Raw genomic sequence first — 18,986 nt, 5'->3', positions numbered from 1 at the left:
ACGTGATTTGCCGCGACTCGGGTCAAGGCGTAGCCCTCTGTCATCGATTGGAGGGCTATTCATGCAACGATTTCTGAAACTTCTTGCCGTTTTCATGCTTGTCACAGGCAGCGCGCAGGCGCTTGAACCACGCGAAGGCTGGGTGATCCTGCAAAGCGGGAAATCCTTTGAGGATCTGGTCAAGGCGGTGAATGCGGCGGTCGATGAGGCCCCGATCCGAATCGTGACGCAGGCAAGCGCCTCCGCCGGAGCAAAGGCGCAAGGCATCACCATTCCCGGCAACCGTGTCTTTGGCCTCTATGACAACGGATATGCGCGCAGGATGCTCGATGCCAGCATTGCCGCCGGGATCGAGGCACCGATCGTGCTTTATGCCACCGAGAACGCCGATGGCACCTCGACGCTTGCCTACAAGACGCCCAGCCATGTCTTTGCCCCCTATTTCGACGACGGCGGCGAGGCGCTGCGCGCGCTGGCGGCGGAGCTTGACGGGGTGTTCGACGCGGTGGCGCGGGCGGCGGTGGCGGACTAGGCAAATACACGCTCAGCGGGTTCTTGCCGCCCGGACTGCGCTCGAATATTGAGCACGGGGGCGTGAGGCGTCACATTCCTTGAGAAACGGATAACGTATTGGTGATGTGCCGCGCGCTTTGGTTGCCGGTGTCATAAATTGCGGGCTAGCTAGACCGCATCTCTTCTGCCGAAAGGACTCTCGGGCCATGCGCAATGATCAATTCGGGTATGAAACCTCGCTCTCATCGCCCGAGGCCGTGCAGGCCTGGGACAGGATGGTGCTGGCGTTTCTTGCCCATAACGCCGCGACGCCCGATCATCTGGGCAAGGTTCTGAGCGAGGAGCCGGGCTTTGCCATGGCTCATGCGGTCAAGGGCCTGTTCTGCAAGATGCTGGGCCGCAGCGAGATGGAAGAGACCGCACGCGCCGCCCATGAGGCGGCGATTTCCTGCGCGCAAGCGGGCGCGCCCCAGCCGCGCGAGATGGGGTATGTCCGCGCGCTCGGTGCCTGGATCGACGGCCGCCCCACCGAGACGGTGCGCGAGATGGAGGCGATCCTCACCCGCTGGCCCGAGGATGCGCTGGCGATGAAGATCGGCCACGCCACCCGCTTCATTCTGGGGGACAACAAGGGGATGCGCGCCTCCATCGAGGCGCTGCTGCCCGCCTATGACGCCAAGAACCCGGCGCGGGGCTATCTCTTCGGCTGTCATGCTTTCGCGCTGGAAGAAACCGGCGATTACGGTCGCGCCGAGACGGCGGGGCGGCTGGGCCTGAGCCTCTCGCCCGACGATGCCTGGGGGCTGCACGCGGTGGCGCATGTCTTTGACATGACGTGTAATTCGCGCGCGGGCCTGACCTGGCTCGAGGGGCGCGAGGCGGCCTGGACGCATTGCAACAATTTCCGCTACCACGTCTGGTGGCACAAGGCGCTGATGCATCTCGATCAGGGTGAGATCGACACGGTGTTCGCGCTTTACGACACCGAGGTGCGCCGCGATCACACCGACGATTTCCGCGACATTTCCAACGGGGCCTCGATGCTCATGCGGCTGGAGCTCGAAGGCGTCAATGTCGGCGACCGATGGGAGGAAATGGCCGAGATCAGTGAGCGCCGCACAGAGGATGCATGTCTCATCTTCGCCGATCTCCACTATCTGCTGGCACTTATCGGCGGCAAGCGCGAGACGGCGGTCAAACGCCTTTTGGCGCGGTTGCATGGCGATGCCAAGCGCGCCAATGCCTCGGACATGATGGCGCGGATGGCAAATCCCGGCCTATCGGCGGCGACGGGGCTTGAGGCTTTCGGTGCCGGGGATTACAAGACGGCGTTTCTCAATCTGGGACGGGCGCGCCACTCCATGCAACTTGCCGGCGGAAGCCATGCGCAACGGGACGTGTTCGAACGTCTGACCATAGATTCGGCGTTGCGCGCGGGGTTCATGGACGAGGCCGAGACCATTCTCAAGGAGCGCCGCGCGCGCCGCGCGGGCAAGCTTGACAGCTATGCCGCCACCCGTCTCGACCTGATCGAGGAGGCCCGCAGCGGCTGGTCCGAGGCGGGGCGACTTCCGGCCGAGTGACCCCGCGACACAATTTGCAAGGAGCCGACACCGCGATGACGAGTGTTGCCGATCCCGCCATGGCCCATGGTCAATCCCAGAAAGCGGTTGCCGCCCCCGTGGCGGGCACGCGCGATATCCGGCTGGATTTCTTTCGCGGGCTGGCGATGTTCATCATCCTTGCGGCCCATACCCCGCGCAATTTCTTCACAAGCTGGATCCCGGCGCGCTGGGGCTTCTCGGACGCGACCGAGATTTTCGTGTTCTGCTCCGGCATGGCCTCGGCTATCGCCTTTGGCCGGACCTTCGACCGGGCGGGCTGGACCCTTGGCTCCTCGCGGGTGGGTTACCGTGTCTGGCAGGTCTACTGGGCGCATATCGCGTTGTTCTTTGCCACGGTGACACTGCTTGCGGCGTTCGATCATTTCGGGGAATTCGACAAGACCTATATCGGCACGCTGAACCTGTGGAAGTTCTTCGAGGATCCGGGGCCGCAGCTTGTCGGCCTCTTCACCCTGACCTACGTGCCCAACTATTTCGACATCCTGCCGATGTATATGGTCATTCTGGTGATGATGCCCATGATGATGGCGCTGAGCCGGGTGAGCCCTTGGGCGGTGTTCGGCGCGATGGGTCTGATCTGGCTTTTCGCGCAGCGCGCGGTGCTGGAGCCGCTTGGCCTGAACGACTGGCATCTGGGGTTGCCAGCAGAGCCGTGGTCGGATCGCACATGGTTCTTCAACCCGTTCGGCTGGCAGCTTGTGTTCTTCACCGGCTTTGCATTCATGCGCGGCTGGTTGCCGAAACCGCCGGTGAACCGGGTGCTGATCGGGCTGGCGGTGTTCATCGTGATTGCCAATATTCCGCTCTCGAATATCGGTGTGCGCGAATTCGGCTTCGACTGGGCGCGCGACTGGCGGATCGAAAATCGCGGACTGTTCAACAAGTCCGATTTCGGCATCCTGCGTTACGTGCATTTCCTTGCCCTTGCCTATCTGTGCTGGGCGGCGGCGGGTGAGGGGGGCGCGCGGCTCCGGGCGGCTGGCACGGGTCTTTTGTCGCGGCTGTGGTCGGGTCTTCTGGCGATGATCCTCAAGGTGGGGCAGCAATCGCTCGCGGTGTTCGTCTTTTCGATGTTCTTCGCGCGCCTCTCGGGCTTTGTCATGGACCAGGTCGGGCGGACCGCCTGGAACATGACGCTGGCCAATTTCATTGGCTTCGGGGTCCTGATCGTGGTGGCCTATGTGGCAGCTTGGTTCAAGGGCCACCCATGGAGGGGCGCGAAATGATCCGGCGCGAGGTTTTGCAGGGGCTTGGCGCGCTGGCGCTCTGGCCGGGTATGGCGCGGGCCGCCGAGGGCGTGCCGTTTTCCGAGGAGATGCTCGACGCGCTGGCCCGCGAGATTGCGGCGCAACCCTATGCCGAACGCCCGCTGGTGCCGCAGGAATGGCGCGATTTGACCTATGACCAATATCGCGCGATCCGCTACGATCCATCGCGCGTTTTCTGGGCCGGGACCGAGGCGACGCTTGAATTCGACCTCTTCCCGCCGGGGCTCTATTTCCCTCGTTCGGTCGAGGTCAACATGGTCGAGGACGGCATCGCGCGGCGCGTGCCCTTCGACCTGTCGCTTTATGAAAAGCACGAGATCGTGCCCGGCGATCTGCCCGTCGACGACCGGCTGGGCTATTCCGGCGTGCGGCTGAGGGCCGAGATATCCAAACCCGGCTTCTTTCAGGAGTATGCCGTTTTCCAGGGCGCGAGCTATTTCCGCGTGATCCCGCGCGATCTGGTCTATGGCCTCTCGGCGCGGGGTCTGGCGGTGAACACCGCCGCGCCCGAGGGCGAGGAGTTTCCCGATTTCACCCGGTTCTGGATCGAAAAGCCCGCCCCCGGCGCGCAGATGCATCGCATCCATGCCCTGATGGAAAGCCCGTCGGTCACGGGCATGTATCATTTCACGCTCGACCCTTACGGCGAATCTGCCGATGTCGATGTGCGCTGCACGCTCTGGCCGCGCGCCGATCTGGCCAATGTCGGTATCGCGCCGCTCACCTCGATGTTCTATTTCGACGCCAAGATGCGCGACCGCTTCAACGATTTCCGCCCTGCCGTCCATGACAGCGACGGGCTGACGATCCTCAACGGCAATGGCGAGATGCTGTGGCGGCCCCTGGGCAATCCGCGTCATCTTCAGGTGTCGAGTTTCGTGGATGATGGCCCGCAGGGCTTTGGCCTTGCGCAGCGGGCGCGGCGCTACTCGGATTTCCATGACCTTGAGGCGAAGTATCATCTGCGCCCGAGTCTCTGGATCACGCCCGGAGAGGATTGGGGGCGTGGTGCAGTGACGCTGGTCGAGATCCCGACGGACAAGGAGATTTTCGACAATATCGTGGCCTTTTGGCGCCCGCGAGAGCCGCTTGCGGCGGGGAGCGAACACGGCTTCACCTACCGCATGTCGTGGGCGGGCGAGATCCCCGAGCAAAAGCCCGTGGCGCAGGTTCTGGAAACCCGGATCGGGCGCGGCTTTCCGCACAATCAGCACCAGTTGGTGACGATTGACTTTGCCCCTCATGCCGCCTTGCCGGAGGATTACGACGATCTGGTGATCTACGTGAATTCCGCAAGGCTGGAAACGTCGCCGGGCCTCATTCAGCGCAACCCCGAAACCGACGGGCCGCGCCTTGCGTTTTCCTTTGATCCCGCCGACGTGCAGGTGGCCGAAATGCGTGTGCAGCTTTTCCACGAGGGACGCGGCGTATCGGAAGTGTGGCTCTACCGATGGACCGCGTGACCGCTTTCCCCGGCGGGGCGCATATGCCGCCGCCAGCGCCGCTGAGCCATCCGGTTCAGAGCCTCAAGGTGCCTCACCGTGACCCGAACGCGCCTGCATGGCAGCCCGCGCGCCGGTTCTGGTGGCGGCGGGCGGCGGCCTTTGTCCCGGCGGTGCTGACCACCGGCGCGCTAGCCTTTGTGTTTGCGGACTGGCTGTCGGATGGCGGCATATGGTGGCTGGAATGGGTGTTGCTGGCGCTGGTCACGGTCACGTTCTTCTGGATTGCGCTGTCGATGGGCACCGCGACGCTTGGCCTGATCTGCCACATCATGCGGCAACGCGCGCGGGCAGATGGGACAACCCCGCTCAACGTGGCCCTGCTGGTGCCGATCTACAATGAGGACACTGCCGAGGTCTTCGGCAATGCCTGCGCGATGATGATGGCGCTGCGCGAGAGCAAACCGGCGCATCGGTTCGATCTGTTCATCCTCAGCGACACGCAGGATGCCGAAATCGCGCCGGCCGAACGCCGCGCCTTCAAAACGCTGCGCGAGGCCCTGCCGCCCGATCTGCGGGTCTGGTATCGCCGCCGCACCCGCAACACCGAGCGCAAGGTCGGCAATATCAGGGACTGGATCGAGGGTTGGGGGGCCGCGCATGACGCCATGCTCGTGCTTGACGCCGACAGCCTGATGAGCGCCGAGGCGATCGTTGCGCTGGCCGATGAGTTGGCGGCCGATCCGACCGCGGGCCTTATTCAGTCGGCACCCATGGTGATCGGGTCGGATACGCTTTTCGGTCGGATGCAGCAGTTTTCCGCCGCCGTCTATGGCACGCTCCTGAGCGAGGGGCTGGCAGGCTGGACAGGCACCGAGGGCAATTACTGGGGTCATAACGCGATCATCCGCACGCGCGCCTTTGCGGGTTGCGCGGGCCTGCCCCGGATGCCGTCGCTATCGGGGACGGGCGGGCTGATCCTCAGCCATGATTTCGTCGAGGCGGGCCTGTTGCGCCGGGCCGGATGGGCGGTGCGCTTCGTGCCGCATATCACCGGCAGTTACGAGGAGCCGCCCGCGACCCTCATCGACTATGCGCTGCGCGACCGGCGCTGGTGCCATGGCAATTTGCAGCACCTGCGCCTGCTGGGCACGCGCGGCTTTCATGCCGTGTCGCGGTTTCACCTGTTTCACGGCGCGATGAGCTATCTTCTTTCGCCCGCCTGGTTCGGGCTTCTGGTGATCTGGGCGCTTCTGGGCAACGGGCCGGACAGCGTGATCACCTATTTCTCGGTGGAAAATCCGCTCTACCCGGTCTGGCCCGAGATGAGCCGTGTCAATTCGGTGCTGATCCTTGTCTTCATGTATGGGATGCTCCTGGCCCCGAAGCTCATGGGCGCGCTGGCGCTGGGCCTTGGCGAGGTGCAGATTGCGCGGTTCGGGGGGGCGGGGCGGTTCAGCCTGTCGCTCATGGTGGAAATCCTGCTGTCGATCCTGTTTGCGCCGATCATGATGGTGCAACAGGTGGTGGCGGTGCTGCGCACCATCATCGGGATCCGCCCGATCTGGTCGCCGCAGGCGCGCAAGGGCGGGGATTACAGTCTCGGCACGGTGGCCAAGTTCCACGCGCTTGAAACGGTCAGCGGCGCACTTCTGGCCATGGGCATGGCGGCGGGCGTCGTCTCGCTCTGGCTCTTGCCGATCGGGCTAAGCCTTGTCGGCGCGGTGCCGCTGTCGATGATGTCGGGGCGGCGGATGGGGGCGCTCATGGCCACGCCCGAGATGATCGAGCCGCCCGCGATCCTGCAACTTGCGCGGCGTCACCGCGCTCTGTTCCGGGCGGCGGACATGCCGCCGCTTGCGGCGGAATAGCCTCTATTGCGTAGGCCCGACCTGCGCCTCGAACCAGTCGAGCGCCATGCCGCTCCAGCCGCGCGGCACACCGTGGCCGCCATCGAACAGCGCCAGTTCCAAGGCCGAGCCGGGGGCACAGTCGAGCCAGACGCGCCGCCAGAAGCCGTCGCCGATCTCGAAAAGGTCGGGATAGGGACGCACGCAGCGATTGGCCGCGCGCCAGATCTGCATGGCCTCGAACACATCGCCCTGGGCAAAGCCCGCCCGGATCTCGCGGCCCTCGAGCGGGACGACCTGATCGCGCCAGCCATGGGTGTGCAAAAGCCGCACCGGCCCCGCACAGCCCTCGGGATGGGGCCGCCAGAAGCTGCCCGACACGGGGGCATATGCGGCGAAATCATCGGGGTGTGCGCAGGCAATATAGCTGGTGAGCGAGCCGCCGATGGAAAACCCGGTCAGCAGGCCGCGCGCGGGATCAATGCCGAACCGCGCGGTGGCATCCTGCATCACCTCCCGGAGAAAACCCGCCTCGTCGCGCGGTCCGGGAAACTCGGGGTGGAAATTCCAGCTTGTGCGGTTGCGCCCCGGTCGCGTCAACCCTTCGGGTGCAATGAAGGCATAGCCGCGCGCCAGCGCCGCGCGCGCCGTGCCGCCGCGCATCGTGCCTTGCGCGCTGCCGCCATAGCCGTGCAGAAAAATCACCACGGGAAATGGACCGTCGCCCTCGGGCAGGGCGATGCGATAGCTGCCCGAAGCTGTGGTGCAGGGCATATCGCCGCCGCAAGCGGGTTGCGAATTCGCGGGTGTGGCAAGGGCGAGAAAGGCGGCAAAGGCAACGGCAAGGCGCATGGGACGAACTCCTGGGTGCATGTCAAGCGTTGCACAAAGGTTGCCCGCTGCCTAGCGTTACCCTGTCACCCTTGTGTGAGGGGCACGCCTGACAATCCCGTGAGGTGACACGCGACGGCCCTTTCACCGCCATAGGTAATGAGGCATCCACAGCACACACGATTGAAAGGAACCCCCGCGCCCATGGAAAGCATTTACTACGTCCTCTGCTGGGCCTGTCACCGTCGCTGCAAGCATTGCTATGAGTCGCGGTTTCGTCCCTATGTGCGCGGCGCGCTGCGCAAGGTCGTGGACGAGGCCAGAGAGAGCTTTCCCAAGGTGTTGGCAAGCCTGCCGGATGAGCTGAGCTATCTCGACCTCAACGCCCCCTCCGAGACGGCACCGGGCGGATACGAGCGCCGCGCCAGCCGGATCATTCTGGCCGGCGGCGAGGTGCTGGTCGATCCGGTGCGCGAGGAGGTGCTTTATCCGGCACTCGAGGCGATTCAGGCCCGATATGGCGCGCAGGGCGTGCGGGTGATCGTGCAGACCACGGGTGATCTGGTCACGCCGCAGATCGTGGACGAGTTGCTGGCGCGCGGCGTCTGGATGATTTCCTGCGCCGGGATGGACGATTTTCACGTGGGCCACGAAGGCGACAGGCGCGTGCCGCTTATCGACCGGCTGCGCGCCATGTTCGAGGCCGCCGGGATGCGCGACAGCGCGCTGGCCTCCACCACCCGCAACTGGGCCGATCAGACCGAGGATCAGCCGGTCTATTCGATGTTCGGCGCGACCGAGGATGCCTGGATCGGCAAGATCTGGCCGCGCGGGCGAGCCTGGGAAAACTCGCTGTCACAGGCCACGATCACCGATAATTTCTGCAATGTCTGGTCGGGGGGGCTGGGCTTTCTCAATCGCGGCTATTCGGGGTCGGAAGTCTCGATCGATCCCAATGGCGATGTGTTCCCCTGCTGCCTCAAGACCGCCGCCCCCTTGGGCAATCTCTGCGAAGAGCGGCTCGACGATATCCTTGACAGTCTCACAGGCCACCCGGCGCTAGAGGCCATTTCGATGGGCCACCCCGAGCGGATGGGGCTGGCGCAGGGCTGGGATGTGGCGCGGTTTCTTGACGAATCCCGCACGAAACGCCCCGATGGCGCGCCCTATCGCAACCTCTGCATCGGCTGTGATCGCTATTTCGAGAAGGTTCTGGGGCCGGAATTGCAGCGCCTGCGTGCGGACCGGCTGGCGGCAAAGCGGGCGGCGGAATGACCGAAGCGGCCCCGGATCGGCGCGCCGCGCTCATCCCGGCGCTGATGGCGGCGCTCAAGGCTGCGGATCAGGCCCCCGGCCTGCCCGAGTTGATGCCCGATACCGGGCTGGCCCATGACCATATCCGCCTTGGCGGGACCGGGCGCATCGCACGGCTGCCCAAGCAGAGCCAGATGCAGCTTGGCGCAGCCGAGAACCTTGACTATCAGGCCGCCTGTTTCACCCGCGCAAGCGCCTCGGCCCATGCGCCGCACCTCTATGCCGTATTGCCGCCGTCGCAGACCCTGCCGCGCGGCGGGCTGATCGTGGAAGAGATCGAGGGGCGCGCCGCGCGCCTGCCCGAAGACCTGCCCGCGATCATGGCGGCGCTGGCGGCGATCCATGGCCTGCCGGTGCCGGAGGGGCGCGCGCCGCTGCTCGATCCCGCCGATCCTCTGGCCGATCTTCTGGCGGAAATCGAGGCGCAGGCCGCGTATCTTCACGCCGCCCACCCCGACACGCGCGCCATCATAGAGGCGCATATCGCCGCGCTGCGCGATCTTGCCGCCCGCGCCGCGCGCCCGCCCAAGCGGCTCATTTCCTTTGACGCGCATCCCGGAAATTTCCTGATCCTGGCCGATGGGCGTGCCGTTCTGGTCGATCTGGAAAAGGCCCGCTACAGCGCGCCGCCGCTCGATCTGGCACATGCCACGCTTTATACCTCGACCACCTGGGATGTGGCGAGCCATGCCGTGCTGGACCTGCAACAGGTGGCGCGCGCCTGTCATCACTGGCTCGATCATCTGCCCGAGACCGACCGCGCGGCGCTGCGCCCGTGGATTTTACCGCTGCGCCGCGCGATGTGGCTCTGGTCGATGACGTGGTGCGCGAAATGGTGGGTTCTTTCTGGCGCGGGCGCGAAGGCGGACAGCGATGGCGAGGACTGGGCGGCGGACAATAGCGAGGCCGCGCTGATTGCCCATGTCCGGGGCCGTGTCGATCACTATCTCGCGCCCGACACGGCGACGCGGCTTGACTCCGAGTTCGGTCTGCTGGCCGATATTCTGTAATCTTTGATCCAACAGGAGACCCCCGATGATCCGATCCATGACGGCCGCGCTGGCGGCCTTTGCCCTCGCCGCGCCGCTGGCCGCGCAAGAGGTCACGCCCGACCCCACGAACTGGCCCGCCATCACCGAGGCAGCCGAGGGCCAGACCGTCTATTGGCATGCCTGGGGCGGCGGCAATGCCATCAACGACTATATCGCCTGGGCGGCAGACGAGGTGAAATCGCGCTACGGCGTCACCGTCGAGCATGTGAAGCTCAAGGACACCGCCGACGCCGTGAGCCGCGTCATCGCCGAGAAATCGGCGGGCAAGGATGCGGGCGGCGCGGTCGATCTCATCTGGATCAACGGCGAGAATTTCGCGGCGATGAAGGAACAGGGGCTGCTCTTCGGTCCCTGGGCCGAGGATCTGCCGAACTGGCAATTCGTCGATGTCGCGGGCAAACCCGCCGTGACCTCGGATTTCACCGTGCCGACCGAGGGGCTGGAGGCGCCGTGGGGCATGGCGCAGATCGTGTTCTATCACGATACCGCGCGGCTTGCCGAGCCGCCGCGCTCGATCCCGGCGCTGCTCGAGTGGGCGCGCGCCAATCCGGGTCGCTTCGCCTATCCGCAGCCGCCCGATTTCCTCGGCTCTACCTTCCTCAAACAGGCGGTGATCGAACTCACCCCCGACCCAAGGGTGTTGCAAGAGCCGGTGAGCGAGGAGACCTACGCTGCCGCCACCGCGCCGCTTTGGGGCTATCTCGACGATCTCACGCCCAACCTGTGGCGCGGTGGTGCCGCCTATCCGCAATCCGGGCCGCGCCTCATCCAGTTGATGAACGATGGCGAGATCGACCTTGCGCTCAGCTTCAACCCCAACGAGCCGTCGAACGCGATTGCCAATTATGAGCTGCCCGAGACGGTGCGCACCTATGTGCTGGACGGTGGCACCATCGGCAATGCCAGCTTTGTCGCCATTCCCTACAACGCCAACGCCAAGGAGGGTGCGCTGGTTCTTGCCAATTTCCTGATGTCGCCCGAGGCGCAGGCGCGCAAGCAAGACCCGGTGATCTGGGGCAGCGGCACGGTGCTGGCGCTGGACAAGCTGAGCCCCGAGGATCGCGCGGCCTTTGACGCGATCGAGCTTGGCGTGGCAACGCTCTCGCCTGCGGAACTGGGCCAATCCCTGCCCGAGCCGCACCCGTCCTGGATGGTGCGGCTGGAAGAGGACTGGACCGCGCGCTACGGCGTCGGTCAGTAAGCCGGAATGCGCGCGGCGCTCAGCAGCACCTCGCCGGTGCCGCCACGCAGCATGCGGCGGGCGCGGTTCCTGCCCTGGGCGCCGCTGCTGACGCTGGCCGTCATGCTGGGGCCGGTGCTGGCGGGGCTTCTGGGCACGCTGGCCCCGGCGTTTGGCTATATGCCCGCGCTGGGCGGCAAAGGCCTGAGCCTTGCCGCCTTTGAGGCACTGTTTGCATGGCCGGGCCTGCCGCGCGCGGTTATGCTCAGTCTCGGGGTGGGCTTTGCCGCGACGGCGCTGTCGCTTGCCATCGTTGTCCTGATCTGCGCCGGTTGGGCGGGCACGCGCACCTTTGGCATGATCGAGCGGCTTTTGTCGCCGCTTTTGTCGGTGCCGCACGCGGCGGCGGCCTTCGGGCTTGCGTTTCTGATCGCGCCTTCGGGATGGATCACGCGCGCGCTATCTCCGTGGGCGACGGGGTGGGAGCGCCCGCCCGACCTTCTGATCCTGCAAGACCCGGCGGGCCTCAGCCTCATCTTCGGGCTGGTCACCAAGGAGGTGCCGTTTCTCTTGCTGATGACGCTCGCGGCGCTGACGCAAGTGCGCCCCGGCCAGAGCCTGCGGGTGGCGCAGGCGCTGGGCTACGGGCGCGTCACCGGCTGGCTCAAGGTGATCTTTCCGCTGGTCTACCGGCAGATACGGCTACCGGTCTATGCGGTGCTGGCGTTTTCCATGTCGGTGGTGGATGTGGCGATCATCCTCGGCCCCAACACGCCGCCGTCGCTGGCGGTGCAGGTGGTGCGCTGGATGAGCGACCCCGATCTGGCGTTCCGCTTTCAGGCGGCGGCGGGGGCGGTGCTGCAACTCGCGCTGGTGCTGCTGGGTCTTGGCCTCTGGCGGCTGATGGAAGTAGCGGTTGCGCGGCTTGGGCGGCTCTGGGTCGCCTCCGGCGCGCGGGGAGGGCGACGCGGCGAACAGGCGGTGCGGCTGGGCGCGCTGGTGCTTGGAGCATTGGCGGCGCTGACGGTCATCGCCGGGCTGGCGGGACAGGTGGTCTGGTCCTTTGCAGGGTTGTGGCAGTATCCCGATTTCTGGCCTGACGCCCTAAGCTTGCGCAACTGGCAGCGCCACGGGCCGCGCCTGTCCGGGCCTGTGACCGAAACGCTGGTGATCGCCGGGGCGGCGACATTTCTGGCGCTTCTGCTGACGCTGGCGAGCCTTGAGGCAGAGCATCGCCACGGTCTGCGCCCCGCCACGCGCGCGCTCTGGCTGCTTTATCTACCGCTCATCGTGCCGCAAGTCGCGTTTCTCATGGGGTTTCAGACGCTTTCGATCCTGACTGGTGTCGATGGCGGGCGCGCGGCGGTGGTGCTGGCGCATCTGGTGTTCGTGCTGCCTTACGTGTTTCTGTCTCTGGCGGACCCGTGGCGCGCCTGGGACCGCAGGCAGGACACGATTGCGCGCGCCTTGGGTGCCGGGCCGGACCGGGTGCTCTGGGCGGTGCGGTTGCCGATGCTGCTGCGGCCGCTGCTCATTGCGGCGGCGGTGGGGTTTGCGGTGTCTGTCGGGCAATACCTGCCGACGCTGCTGGTGGGGGCGGGGCGGGTGGCGACCCTGACCACCGAGGCCGTGGCGCTGGCCTCGGGCGGCGACCGGCGGGTGATCGGGGTTTACGCGCTGGCGCAGACCGCGGCGGCCTTTGCACCCTTTGCATTGGCCGTGCTGTTGCCGCGGCTTCTTTGGCGCAACAGGAAGGGGATGCGCGATGGTTGAGGCGCGCGGATTGCGGTTCGAACAGGTGGCAATCTCTCTGGCGGGGAGGCGGCTCATCGCGCTCGATTGCACCGTGGCACCTGGTGAGGTGCTGACCGTGATGGGGCCGTCGGGTTCTGGCAAGTCCACGCTGCTGGCGGCGATCACCGGAACGCTCGAGCCGGTCTTTGACATGGCGGGGCGCATTCGCCTCGACGGGCGCGATTTGATGAGCCTGCCCACAGAGGCGCGGCAGGTTGGGATCCTGTTTCAGGATGAGTATCTGTTTCCGCATCTCTCGGTGGGGGCCAACCTCGCCTTCGGGCTGAAACCCGAGGTGCGGGCTCGCGCCGCGCGGCGCGACCGGATCGAGGCGGCTCTGGCCGAGGTGGGGCTTGCGGGCTTTGCCGAGCGCGATCCGGCCACGCTTTCGGGCGGGCAACGGGCGCGGGTGGCGTTGCAACGGATGCTCTTGTCGGAGCCGCGCGCGCTTTTGCTCGACGAGGCGTTTTCCAAGCTCGATACCGGGCTGCGCGCTCAGGTGCGGGACCTCGTGTTCGACACGGCCAGCCGTCGCGCGCTGCCGGTGCTTCAGGTCACGCATGACCATTCGGACGCAAAGGCGGCCGGGGGCGAGGTGGTGGTTCTCGGTTGAGTGCAGCGCACGGTGATCAACCCAGGCCCGTTCTGTCGCCCTGTGTTATAAATCTGTCACAAAAATGTTGCATAGGTTTCATCCAAGCCGCCTACGGCTCTCAGCAAGGCTCAAGACATGGGCCGAATCGGAAAACCAGGAGCTATCATGTCCCTTCACAAACTCAGCACGTCCGTGCTCGCTATTCTCGCGGTTTCCGCCAGCGCCGCCGCTGCGCGTGACGAGATCCGCATCGTCGGTTCCTCGACCGTGTTCCCCTACACGCAGGCCGTCTCCGAGCAGTTCGCCAACAACACCGGCGCGCCGTCTCCGATCGTCGAATCGACCGGCACCGGCGGCGGCATGAAGATTTTCTGTGGCGGGATCGGCGAAGGCCACCCCGACATCACGGGTGCCTCGCGCGCAATCAAGGCGTCGGAGTTCGAGCTTTGCGCCTCGAATGGCGTGACCGACATCACCGAAGCCCTGATCGGCTATGACGGCCTGTCGATCGCGATTTCTCGCAGCGCCGAAGCCGATTGGGACCTGAGCCTCGAGCAGGTGTTCCTTGCGCTGGCCGCCGAAGTTCCGACCGCCGATGGCTGGGTTGCCAACCCCTACAAGAAATGGTCCGACATCGACTCGAGCCTCCCCGACGTGGCGATCCTCGCCTATGGCCCGCCGCCGACCTCGGGCACGCGCGACGCCTTTGTCGAACTGGCGATGCACGCAGGTTGCGAAGCGCGCCCGGCGATGAAGGCCCTCAAGGAAGCCGACGCCGACGCCTACAAGGCGGCGGTCAAGGAAAACTGCTCGCGGATGCGCCAGGACGGGCCGTTTGTCGAAGCCGGTGAGAACGACAACCTGATCGTTCAGCGCCTCAATGCCGATCCCAATGCCATGGGCATCTTTGGCTACTCGTTTCTCTACGAGAACCTCGACGCACTGAAGCCGGTCAAGATCAACGGCGTCGAGCCGTCGGCCGAGACCATCGGCGATTTCTCCTATCCGGTCTCGCGTCCGCTCTATTTCTACGTGAAGAACGCGCATCGCGGCGTGATCCCGAACCTTCAGGAATTCATCGAGGAATACATGTCCGATGACGCGATGGCACCGGGCGGCTACCTGTCCGAGCGCGGCATGGTCGTGCTGCCGGACGATATCCGCGCCAAGACCCAGGAAGCCGTGATCGGCGGCGAGACCATGGGCCCCAAGTCCTGATCGGGACCTGAACCGATAGCCGCCCGGCCCCGCGCCGGGCGGTTTTCCTTGAATCCCGAAAGACATTGTCATGACAACCGCCGCCTTTCTCTGTCTCTTCGTGCTGGCCGTCGCGGGCTATATCTGGAACCGGCAGGCCGCATCGGCCATCCGCGCCGATGGCACCCGGCTCCACTCGCTCGAGGGCTTTCACGGGTTCTATTCGCTGCTGACCGTGCTCGTGCCTGCCCTTGTGCTCATCTTGTTGTGGCAGGTTCTTCAGGGTCCGGTGATCGACGCCCTGCTCAAGGGCGGGATTTCCGAGCGGCTCGACGGTCTTGGAACCGGCGAGGTGCAACTCATCGTGGCCGAGATCAAGTCTATCTCGCGCGGGGCCGTGTTCGGCACGCCGGAGCAATGGAAATTCGACGCGGCCGAGCGGTATGTCACGCTCAATACGCGGGCCGATACGCTGCTTCTGATCATGATCCTCGTGCTCTCGCTGACGCTTGTCGTGCTCAGCCGCCGCAAGGTCGCAGCCGAGTTTCGCGCGCGTCACGGGGTGGAAAGGATCGTCTCCGGCCTGATGATCTTCTGCTCGGTCGTGGCGATTTTCGTGACTGTCGGCATCATCGCCTCGCTGATGTTCGAAACGGGCAAATTCTTTGCCAAGGTGCCGGTGACAGAGTTCCTGTTCGGCACCAACTGGGAGCCGCAGATCCCCCTGCGCGAGGATCAGGTGGCGGCCGAAGGGGCGTTCGGCTGGTTGCCGGTGATGCTGGGCACGCTGGTGATCACGGTAATCGCACTTCTGGTGGCGGTGCCGGTCGGTCTGATGACGGCGATCTATCTCAATGAATTCGCGCCCAAGAAGTTTCGCGCGGTGGCCAAGCCCTTTCTGGAAATCCTCGCAGGCGTGCCTACCGTGGTCTACGGTTTTTTCGCCATCCTTGTCGTGGCCCCGGCGATGCGCAACTTCGCCGCCGCCATCGGGGTGGATGTCTCGCCAAACATTGCGCTCGCAGCGGGCAGCGTGATGGGGATCATGCTCATTCCGTTCATCTCCTCCTTTGCCGATGACGCGCTCTCGGCGGTGCCGCAGAGCCTGCGCGACGGGGCGCTCGGCCTTGGGGCGACGCGGGCCGAGATGATGCTCAACGTGCTGTTTCCGGCGGCCATTCCCGGCATCGTCGGCGGCGTTCTGCTGGCGGTGAGCCGTGCCATCGGCGAGACGATGATCGTGGTCATGGCCGCGGGTCTCATCGCCAAGATGACGATCAACCCGCTCGACAGCGTAACCACCGTCACCGTTCAGATCGTGACGCTGCTGATTGGCGATACGTCCTTTGACAACCCCAAGACGCTGGCGGCATTCGCGCTCGGGATGATGCTGTTCATCGTGACGCTGATAATCAACGTGTTCGCGTTGCGCATCGTGCGCAAATACCGCGAAGCCTACGATTGAGGATAGGGCATATGACCGATATTTCCGCACAGGACGCGCCCTTCGCGGGCTCCGGCTCTGACCTCGTGAAGCGGCGCAACCGCAAGCAGGTGATGCTTCAGGGCCTTGGCCTTGCCGCCATCAGCTTTGCCGCGCTGATGCTCTTCATCCTCATCGCCTCGCTGGTCTCGACGGGCTACAAGGCCTTTACCCAGACCCATATCACCATCGAGGTCTTTGTCGATCCCGAGGAGATTTCGGTCGAGAAACTGCCGCGCGGCGGCTTCCGTGAGGTGCTTCTGGCGAGCCTCCAGAAGGAGTTTCCCGAGGTGACCGAGCGCGCCGATCTGCGCAGCCTCCAGAACATCTTTTCCAACGGGGCGCAGTTCACGTTGCGCGACATGGTGGCGGCCGATCATTCGCTTGTCGGTCAGACGGTCACGCTCACGGTGCCCGTCTCCGACCCGTTCGATCAGTTGGCCAAGGATCTTGTCAAACGCGAGACCCCGGAGGCACAACGCCGGGTCAACGACCGGGAAATCGCCTGGTTCGACGCACTCGATGCGGCGGGCAAGATCAGCCAGCCGGTGAACTGGGGCCTCATCACCAATGCCGATTCGCGGTTTCCAGAGCTTGCGGGCCTCAAGGGGGCGCTGGTGGGGTCGTTCTGGGCGCTCTTGGTGTGTTTCCTGATCTCTTTCCCGCTCGGGATAGGGGCGGCAATCTACCTCGAGGAATTCGCGCCCAAGAACAAGTGGAGCGACCTTATCGAGGTCAATATCAACAACCTCGCCGCCGTGCCTTCGGTCGTGTTCGGCCTCCTGGCACTGGCGGTGTTCATCGGCTGGTTCGGGATGCCGCGCTCGGCGCCCATCGTGGGTGGGATGACGCTGGCGCTGATGACCATGCCGACGATCATCATCGCCACGCGCGCCGCGCTGAAGGCGGTGCCGCCCTCGATCCGCGAGGCGGCACTTGGGGTAGGGGCGTCCAAGCATCAGGTGGTGTTCGGCCATGTGCTGCCGCTCGCCATGCCCGGCATCCTGACCGGCACGATCATTGGCCTTGCACAGGCCCTGGGCGAGACCGCGCCGCTGCTGCTGATCGGGATGAATGCCTTCATCACCTCGGCGCCGACCTCACCCTTCGACAGCGCCACCGCCCTGCCCACCCAGATTTTCATCTGGGCCGACAGCCCCGAACGCGGGTTTGTCAGCCGCACATCCGCTGCTATCCTGGTGCTGCTGACCTTCCTGATCACGATGAACGCCGTCGCCATCTACCTGCGCAGCAAGTTCGAGCGCAAATGGTAACCCGGACCCGAGAGGACAGCCCGATGTATGATACGCCCACACTGGAGAGAACGGTGGACAACAGCTCAGTAAAATTCTCGGCCCGCGACGTGCATGTCTTCTACGGCGAGACCGAGGCCATCAAGGGCGTGGATGTCGATATCCTCGACAACACCGTGACCGCCTTCATCGGCCCGTCGGGCTGTGGCAAATCGACCTTCCTGCGCTGTCTCAACCGCATGAACGACACGATCGACATCTGCCGCGTCACCGGCAAGATCACGCTCGACGGGGCCGACATCTATGACAAGCGCATCGACCCGGTGCAGTTGCGCGCCAAGGTGGGCATGGTGTTCCAGAAGCCGAACCCCTTCCCCAAGTCGATCTACGACAACGTGGCCTACGGCCCGCGCATCCACGGGCTGGCCCGCACCAAGGCCGATCTTGACGTGATCGTCGAGAAATCGCTGCGCCGCGCCGCGCTCTGGACCGAGGCCAAGGACCGGTTGAACGAGCCGGGCACCGGCCTCTCGGGCGGCCAGCAACAGCGTCTGTGCATTGCCCGCGCCGTGGCCACCGCGCCCGAGGTCCTGCTGATGGACGAGCCGTGCTCGGCGCTTGATCCCATCGCCACGGCACAGGTCGAGGAACTGATCGACGAATTGCGGCAGGAATTTTCGGTGGTGATCGTGACCCACTCGATGCAACAGGCCGCGCGCGTCAGTCAGAAAACCGCGTTCTTCCATCTCGGCGATCTCGTCGAATTCGGCGAGACCGGCCAGATTTTCACCAATCCCAAGGACCCGCGCACCGAAAGCTACATCACCGGGCGCATCGGTTGAGGCGAGGACCAGACATGACCAACGAACAGCATATCGTTTCCTCCTTCGACAGGGACCTTGAGACCATCCAGGCCCAGATCATGAAGATGGGCGGCATGGTCGAGCGCGCCATCGCCGATGCCGCGCGCTCGCTCGAGACCCGCGACGAGGAACTGGCCGAAGAGGTGCGCGGCCGCGACAAGGCGATTGATGCGCTCGAGGAGCAGATCAACGAGGAGGCCGCGCGTGTGCTGGCGCTGCGCTCGCCGACGGCAAGCGATCTGCGCCTCGTGCTGACCGTGATAAAGATTTCCGCCAGCCTCGAGCGGATCGGCGACTATGCCAAGAACATCGCCAAGCGCACGTCGGTGCTGTCGAGCATGGCGCCGGTCAACGGCTCTCCGGCCGCGCTGCGGCGGATGGCGCGCGAGGTGGAGGAGATGCTCAAGGACGTGCTTGACGCCTATATCCAGCGCGACGCCGATCTGGCCCATGAGGTGATCAATCGCGATCAGGACGTGGACCAGATGTATAACGCCATCTTCCGCGAATTCCTGACCTTCATGATGGAGGACCCGCGCAACATCACACCTTGCATGCACCTGCATTTCATCGCCAAGAACACCGAACGGATGGGCGATCTGGTCACGTCGGTGGCCGAGCAGGTGATCTATCTCGTGACGGGCCAGATGCCCGACGAGCCGCGCCCCAAGGGCGACAAGACCTCGACCGACCCCTCCATCGCGCCCGCCTGAACGAAAGACATAT

Annotated in this window: 16 protein-coding genes; 15 read left to right on the top strand and 1 reads right to left on the bottom strand. The window is 65.0% G+C overall.

Features of this window, described 5'->3' with window-relative positions; all coding sequences use genetic code 11:
• The first annotated feature begins 61 nt into the window (after positions 1 to 61).
• From ACSSV8_RS03890 to mdoH, 5 genes are all read left to right on the top strand, one after another.
• Entirely contained in the window at positions 62 to 532 is a 471-nt protein-coding gene (locus ACSSV8_RS03890; protein ID WP_454281572.1) for a DUF302 domain-containing protein, read from the top strand.
• 187 nt (positions 533 to 719) lie between these two features.
• Positions 720 to 2,096: a tetratricopeptide repeat protein gene (locus ACSSV8_RS03885; protein WP_454281571.1), complete on the top strand. Its 1,377-nt coding sequence runs from the start codon at positions 720 to 722 to the stop codon at positions 2,094 to 2,096.
• A 35-nt stretch (positions 2,097 to 2,131) separates the two neighbouring features.
• The gene (locus tag ACSSV8_RS03880; RefSeq protein ID WP_454281570.1) at positions 2,132 to 3,364 is read left to right on the top strand and encodes an OpgC family protein; all 1,233 of its coding nucleotides are present in this window, start codon (positions 2,132 to 2,134) and stop codon (positions 3,362 to 3,364) included.
• Positions 3,346 to 4,869, top strand: coding sequence for a glucan biosynthesis protein (locus ACSSV8_RS03875; protein WP_454281569.1), 1,524 nt, complete (start codon positions 3,346 to 3,348; stop codon positions 4,867 to 4,869). Before ACSSV8_RS03880 ends, ACSSV8_RS03875 begins: the two co-directional genes overlap by 19 nt.
• Positions 4,857 to 6,719, top strand: a complete 1,863-nt coding sequence (gene mdoH / locus ACSSV8_RS03870; protein WP_454281568.1) for a glucans biosynthesis glucosyltransferase MdoH — start codon at positions 4,857 to 4,859, stop codon at positions 6,717 to 6,719. Before ACSSV8_RS03875 ends, mdoH begins: the two co-directional genes overlap by 13 nt.
• 3 nt (positions 6,720 to 6,722) lie before the next feature.
• On the opposite strand, the gene ACSSV8_RS03865 is transcribed toward mdoH, so the two are convergent.
• Positions 6,723 to 7,550, bottom strand: a complete 828-nt coding sequence (locus tag ACSSV8_RS03865; protein ID WP_454281567.1) for an alpha/beta hydrolase family esterase — start codon at positions 7,548 to 7,550, stop codon at positions 6,723 to 6,725.
• A gap of 183 nt (positions 7,551 to 7,733) precedes the next feature.
• Between ACSSV8_RS03865 and ACSSV8_RS03860 the strand changes: the two genes are divergently transcribed.
• From ACSSV8_RS03860 to phoU, 10 genes are all read left to right on the top strand, one after another.
• Positions 7,734 to 8,804: a radical SAM/SPASM domain-containing protein gene (locus ACSSV8_RS03860; RefSeq protein ID WP_454281566.1), complete on the top strand. Its 1,071-nt coding sequence runs from the start codon at positions 7,734 to 7,736 to the stop codon at positions 8,802 to 8,804.
• Positions 8,801 to 9,853, top strand: a complete 1,053-nt coding sequence (locus ACSSV8_RS03855; RefSeq protein ID WP_454281565.1) for a phosphotransferase family protein — start codon at positions 8,801 to 8,803, stop codon at positions 9,851 to 9,853. The genes ACSSV8_RS03860 and ACSSV8_RS03855 overlap by 4 nt, the downstream gene beginning before the upstream one ends.
• 25 nt (positions 9,854 to 9,878) lie before the next feature.
• Positions 9,879 to 11,096, top strand: coding sequence for an ABC transporter substrate-binding protein (locus tag ACSSV8_RS03850; RefSeq protein WP_454281564.1), 1,218 nt, complete (start codon positions 9,879 to 9,881; stop codon positions 11,094 to 11,096).
• 51 nt (positions 11,097 to 11,147) lie between these two features.
• Entirely contained in the window at positions 11,148 to 12,848 is a 1,701-nt protein-coding gene (locus ACSSV8_RS03845; RefSeq protein ID WP_454281688.1) for an ABC transporter permease, read from the top strand.
• On the top strand, positions 12,841 to 13,482 hold the full coding sequence (locus ACSSV8_RS03840; RefSeq protein WP_454281563.1) for an ATP-binding cassette domain-containing protein: 642 nt from the start codon (positions 12,841 to 12,843) through the stop codon (positions 13,480 to 13,482). Before ACSSV8_RS03845 ends, ACSSV8_RS03840 begins: the two co-directional genes overlap by 8 nt.
• A gap of 147 nt (positions 13,483 to 13,629) precedes the next feature.
• Positions 13,630 to 14,682: a substrate-binding domain-containing protein gene (locus ACSSV8_RS03835; protein ID WP_454281562.1), complete on the top strand. Its 1,053-nt coding sequence runs from the start codon at positions 13,630 to 13,632 to the stop codon at positions 14,680 to 14,682.
• Positions 14,683 to 14,752: 70 nt separating this feature from the next.
• On the top strand, positions 14,753 to 16,126 hold the full coding sequence (pstC, locus tag ACSSV8_RS03830; RefSeq protein ID WP_354540307.1) for a phosphate ABC transporter permease subunit PstC: 1,374 nt from the start codon (positions 14,753 to 14,755) through the stop codon (positions 16,124 to 16,126).
• An 11-nt stretch (positions 16,127 to 16,137) separates the two neighbouring features.
• Positions 16,138 to 17,418, top strand: coding sequence for a phosphate ABC transporter permease PstA (gene pstA / locus ACSSV8_RS03825; RefSeq protein ID WP_354540308.1), 1,281 nt, complete (start codon positions 16,138 to 16,140; stop codon positions 17,416 to 17,418).
• A 23-nt stretch (positions 17,419 to 17,441) separates the two neighbouring features.
• A complete protein-coding gene (gene pstB, locus ACSSV8_RS03820; RefSeq protein ID WP_454281561.1) occupies positions 17,442 to 18,239 on the top strand; it encodes a phosphate ABC transporter ATP-binding protein PstB in 798 nt (265 codons plus the stop codon).
• A gap of 14 nt (positions 18,240 to 18,253) precedes the next feature.
• Positions 18,254 to 18,973: a phosphate signaling complex protein PhoU gene (phoU, locus tag ACSSV8_RS03815; protein WP_454281560.1), complete on the top strand. Its 720-nt coding sequence runs from the start codon at positions 18,254 to 18,256 to the stop codon at positions 18,971 to 18,973.
• The last annotated feature ends 13 nt before the right edge of the window (positions 18,974 to 18,986 follow it).

The organism is Roseovarius sp. MBR-79 (genome assembly GCF_053628555.1).
Note: the sequence above shows the minus strand (reverse complement) of the source record. Positions and strands in the feature narration are given on the sequence as shown.

Bases quoted from the DNA above. Each gene is read 5' to 3' on its own strand.
- ACSSV8_RS03890 (WP_454281572.1), top strand. From the start codon at position 62: ATGCAACGATTTCTGAAACTTCTTGCCGTTTTCATGCTTGTCACAGGC.
- ACSSV8_RS03880 (WP_454281570.1), top strand. From the start codon at position 2,132: ATGACGAGTGTTGCCGATCCCGCCATGGCCCATGGTCAATCCCAGAAA.
- ACSSV8_RS03840 (WP_454281563.1), top strand. From the start codon at position 12,841: ATGGTTGAGGCGCGCGGATTGCGGTTCGAACAGGTGGCAATCTCTCTG.
- ACSSV8_RS03845 (WP_454281688.1), top strand. From the start codon at position 11,148: ATGCGGCGGGCGCGGTTCCTGCCCTGGGCGCCGCTGCTGACGCTGGCC.
- pstB (WP_454281561.1), top strand. From the start codon at position 17,442: ATGTATGATACGCCCACACTGGAGAGAACGGTGGACAACAGCTCAGTA.
- ACSSV8_RS03835 (WP_454281562.1), top strand. From the start codon at position 13,630: ATGTCCCTTCACAAACTCAGCACGTCCGTGCTCGCTATTCTCGCGGTT.
- ACSSV8_RS03850 (WP_454281564.1), top strand. From the start codon at position 9,879: ATGATCCGATCCATGACGGCCGCGCTGGCGGCCTTTGCCCTCGCCGCG.
- ACSSV8_RS03860 (WP_454281566.1), top strand. From the start codon at position 7,734: ATGGAAAGCATTTACTACGTCCTCTGCTGGGCCTGTCACCGTCGCTGC.
- ACSSV8_RS03855 (WP_454281565.1), top strand. From the start codon at position 8,801: ATGACCGAAGCGGCCCCGGATCGGCGCGCCGCGCTCATCCCGGCGCTG.
- ACSSV8_RS03885 (WP_454281571.1), top strand. From the start codon at position 720: ATGCGCAATGATCAATTCGGGTATGAAACCTCGCTCTCATCGCCCGAG.
- mdoH (WP_454281568.1), top strand. From the start codon at position 4,857: ATGGACCGCGTGACCGCTTTCCCCGGCGGGGCGCATATGCCGCCGCCA.
- phoU (WP_454281560.1), top strand. From the start codon at position 18,254: ATGACCAACGAACAGCATATCGTTTCCTCCTTCGACAGGGACCTTGAG.
- pstA (WP_354540308.1), top strand. From the start codon at position 16,138: ATGACCGATATTTCCGCACAGGACGCGCCCTTCGCGGGCTCCGGCTCT.
- ACSSV8_RS03865 (WP_454281567.1), bottom strand. From the start codon at position 7,550: ATGCGCCTTGCCGTTGCCTTTGCCGCCTTTCTCGCCCTTGCCACACCC.
- pstC (WP_354540307.1), top strand. From the start codon at position 14,753: ATGACAACCGCCGCCTTTCTCTGTCTCTTCGTGCTGGCCGTCGCGGGC.
- ACSSV8_RS03875 (WP_454281569.1), top strand. From the start codon at position 3,346: ATGGAGGGGCGCGAAATGATCCGGCGCGAGGTTTTGCAGGGGCTTGGC.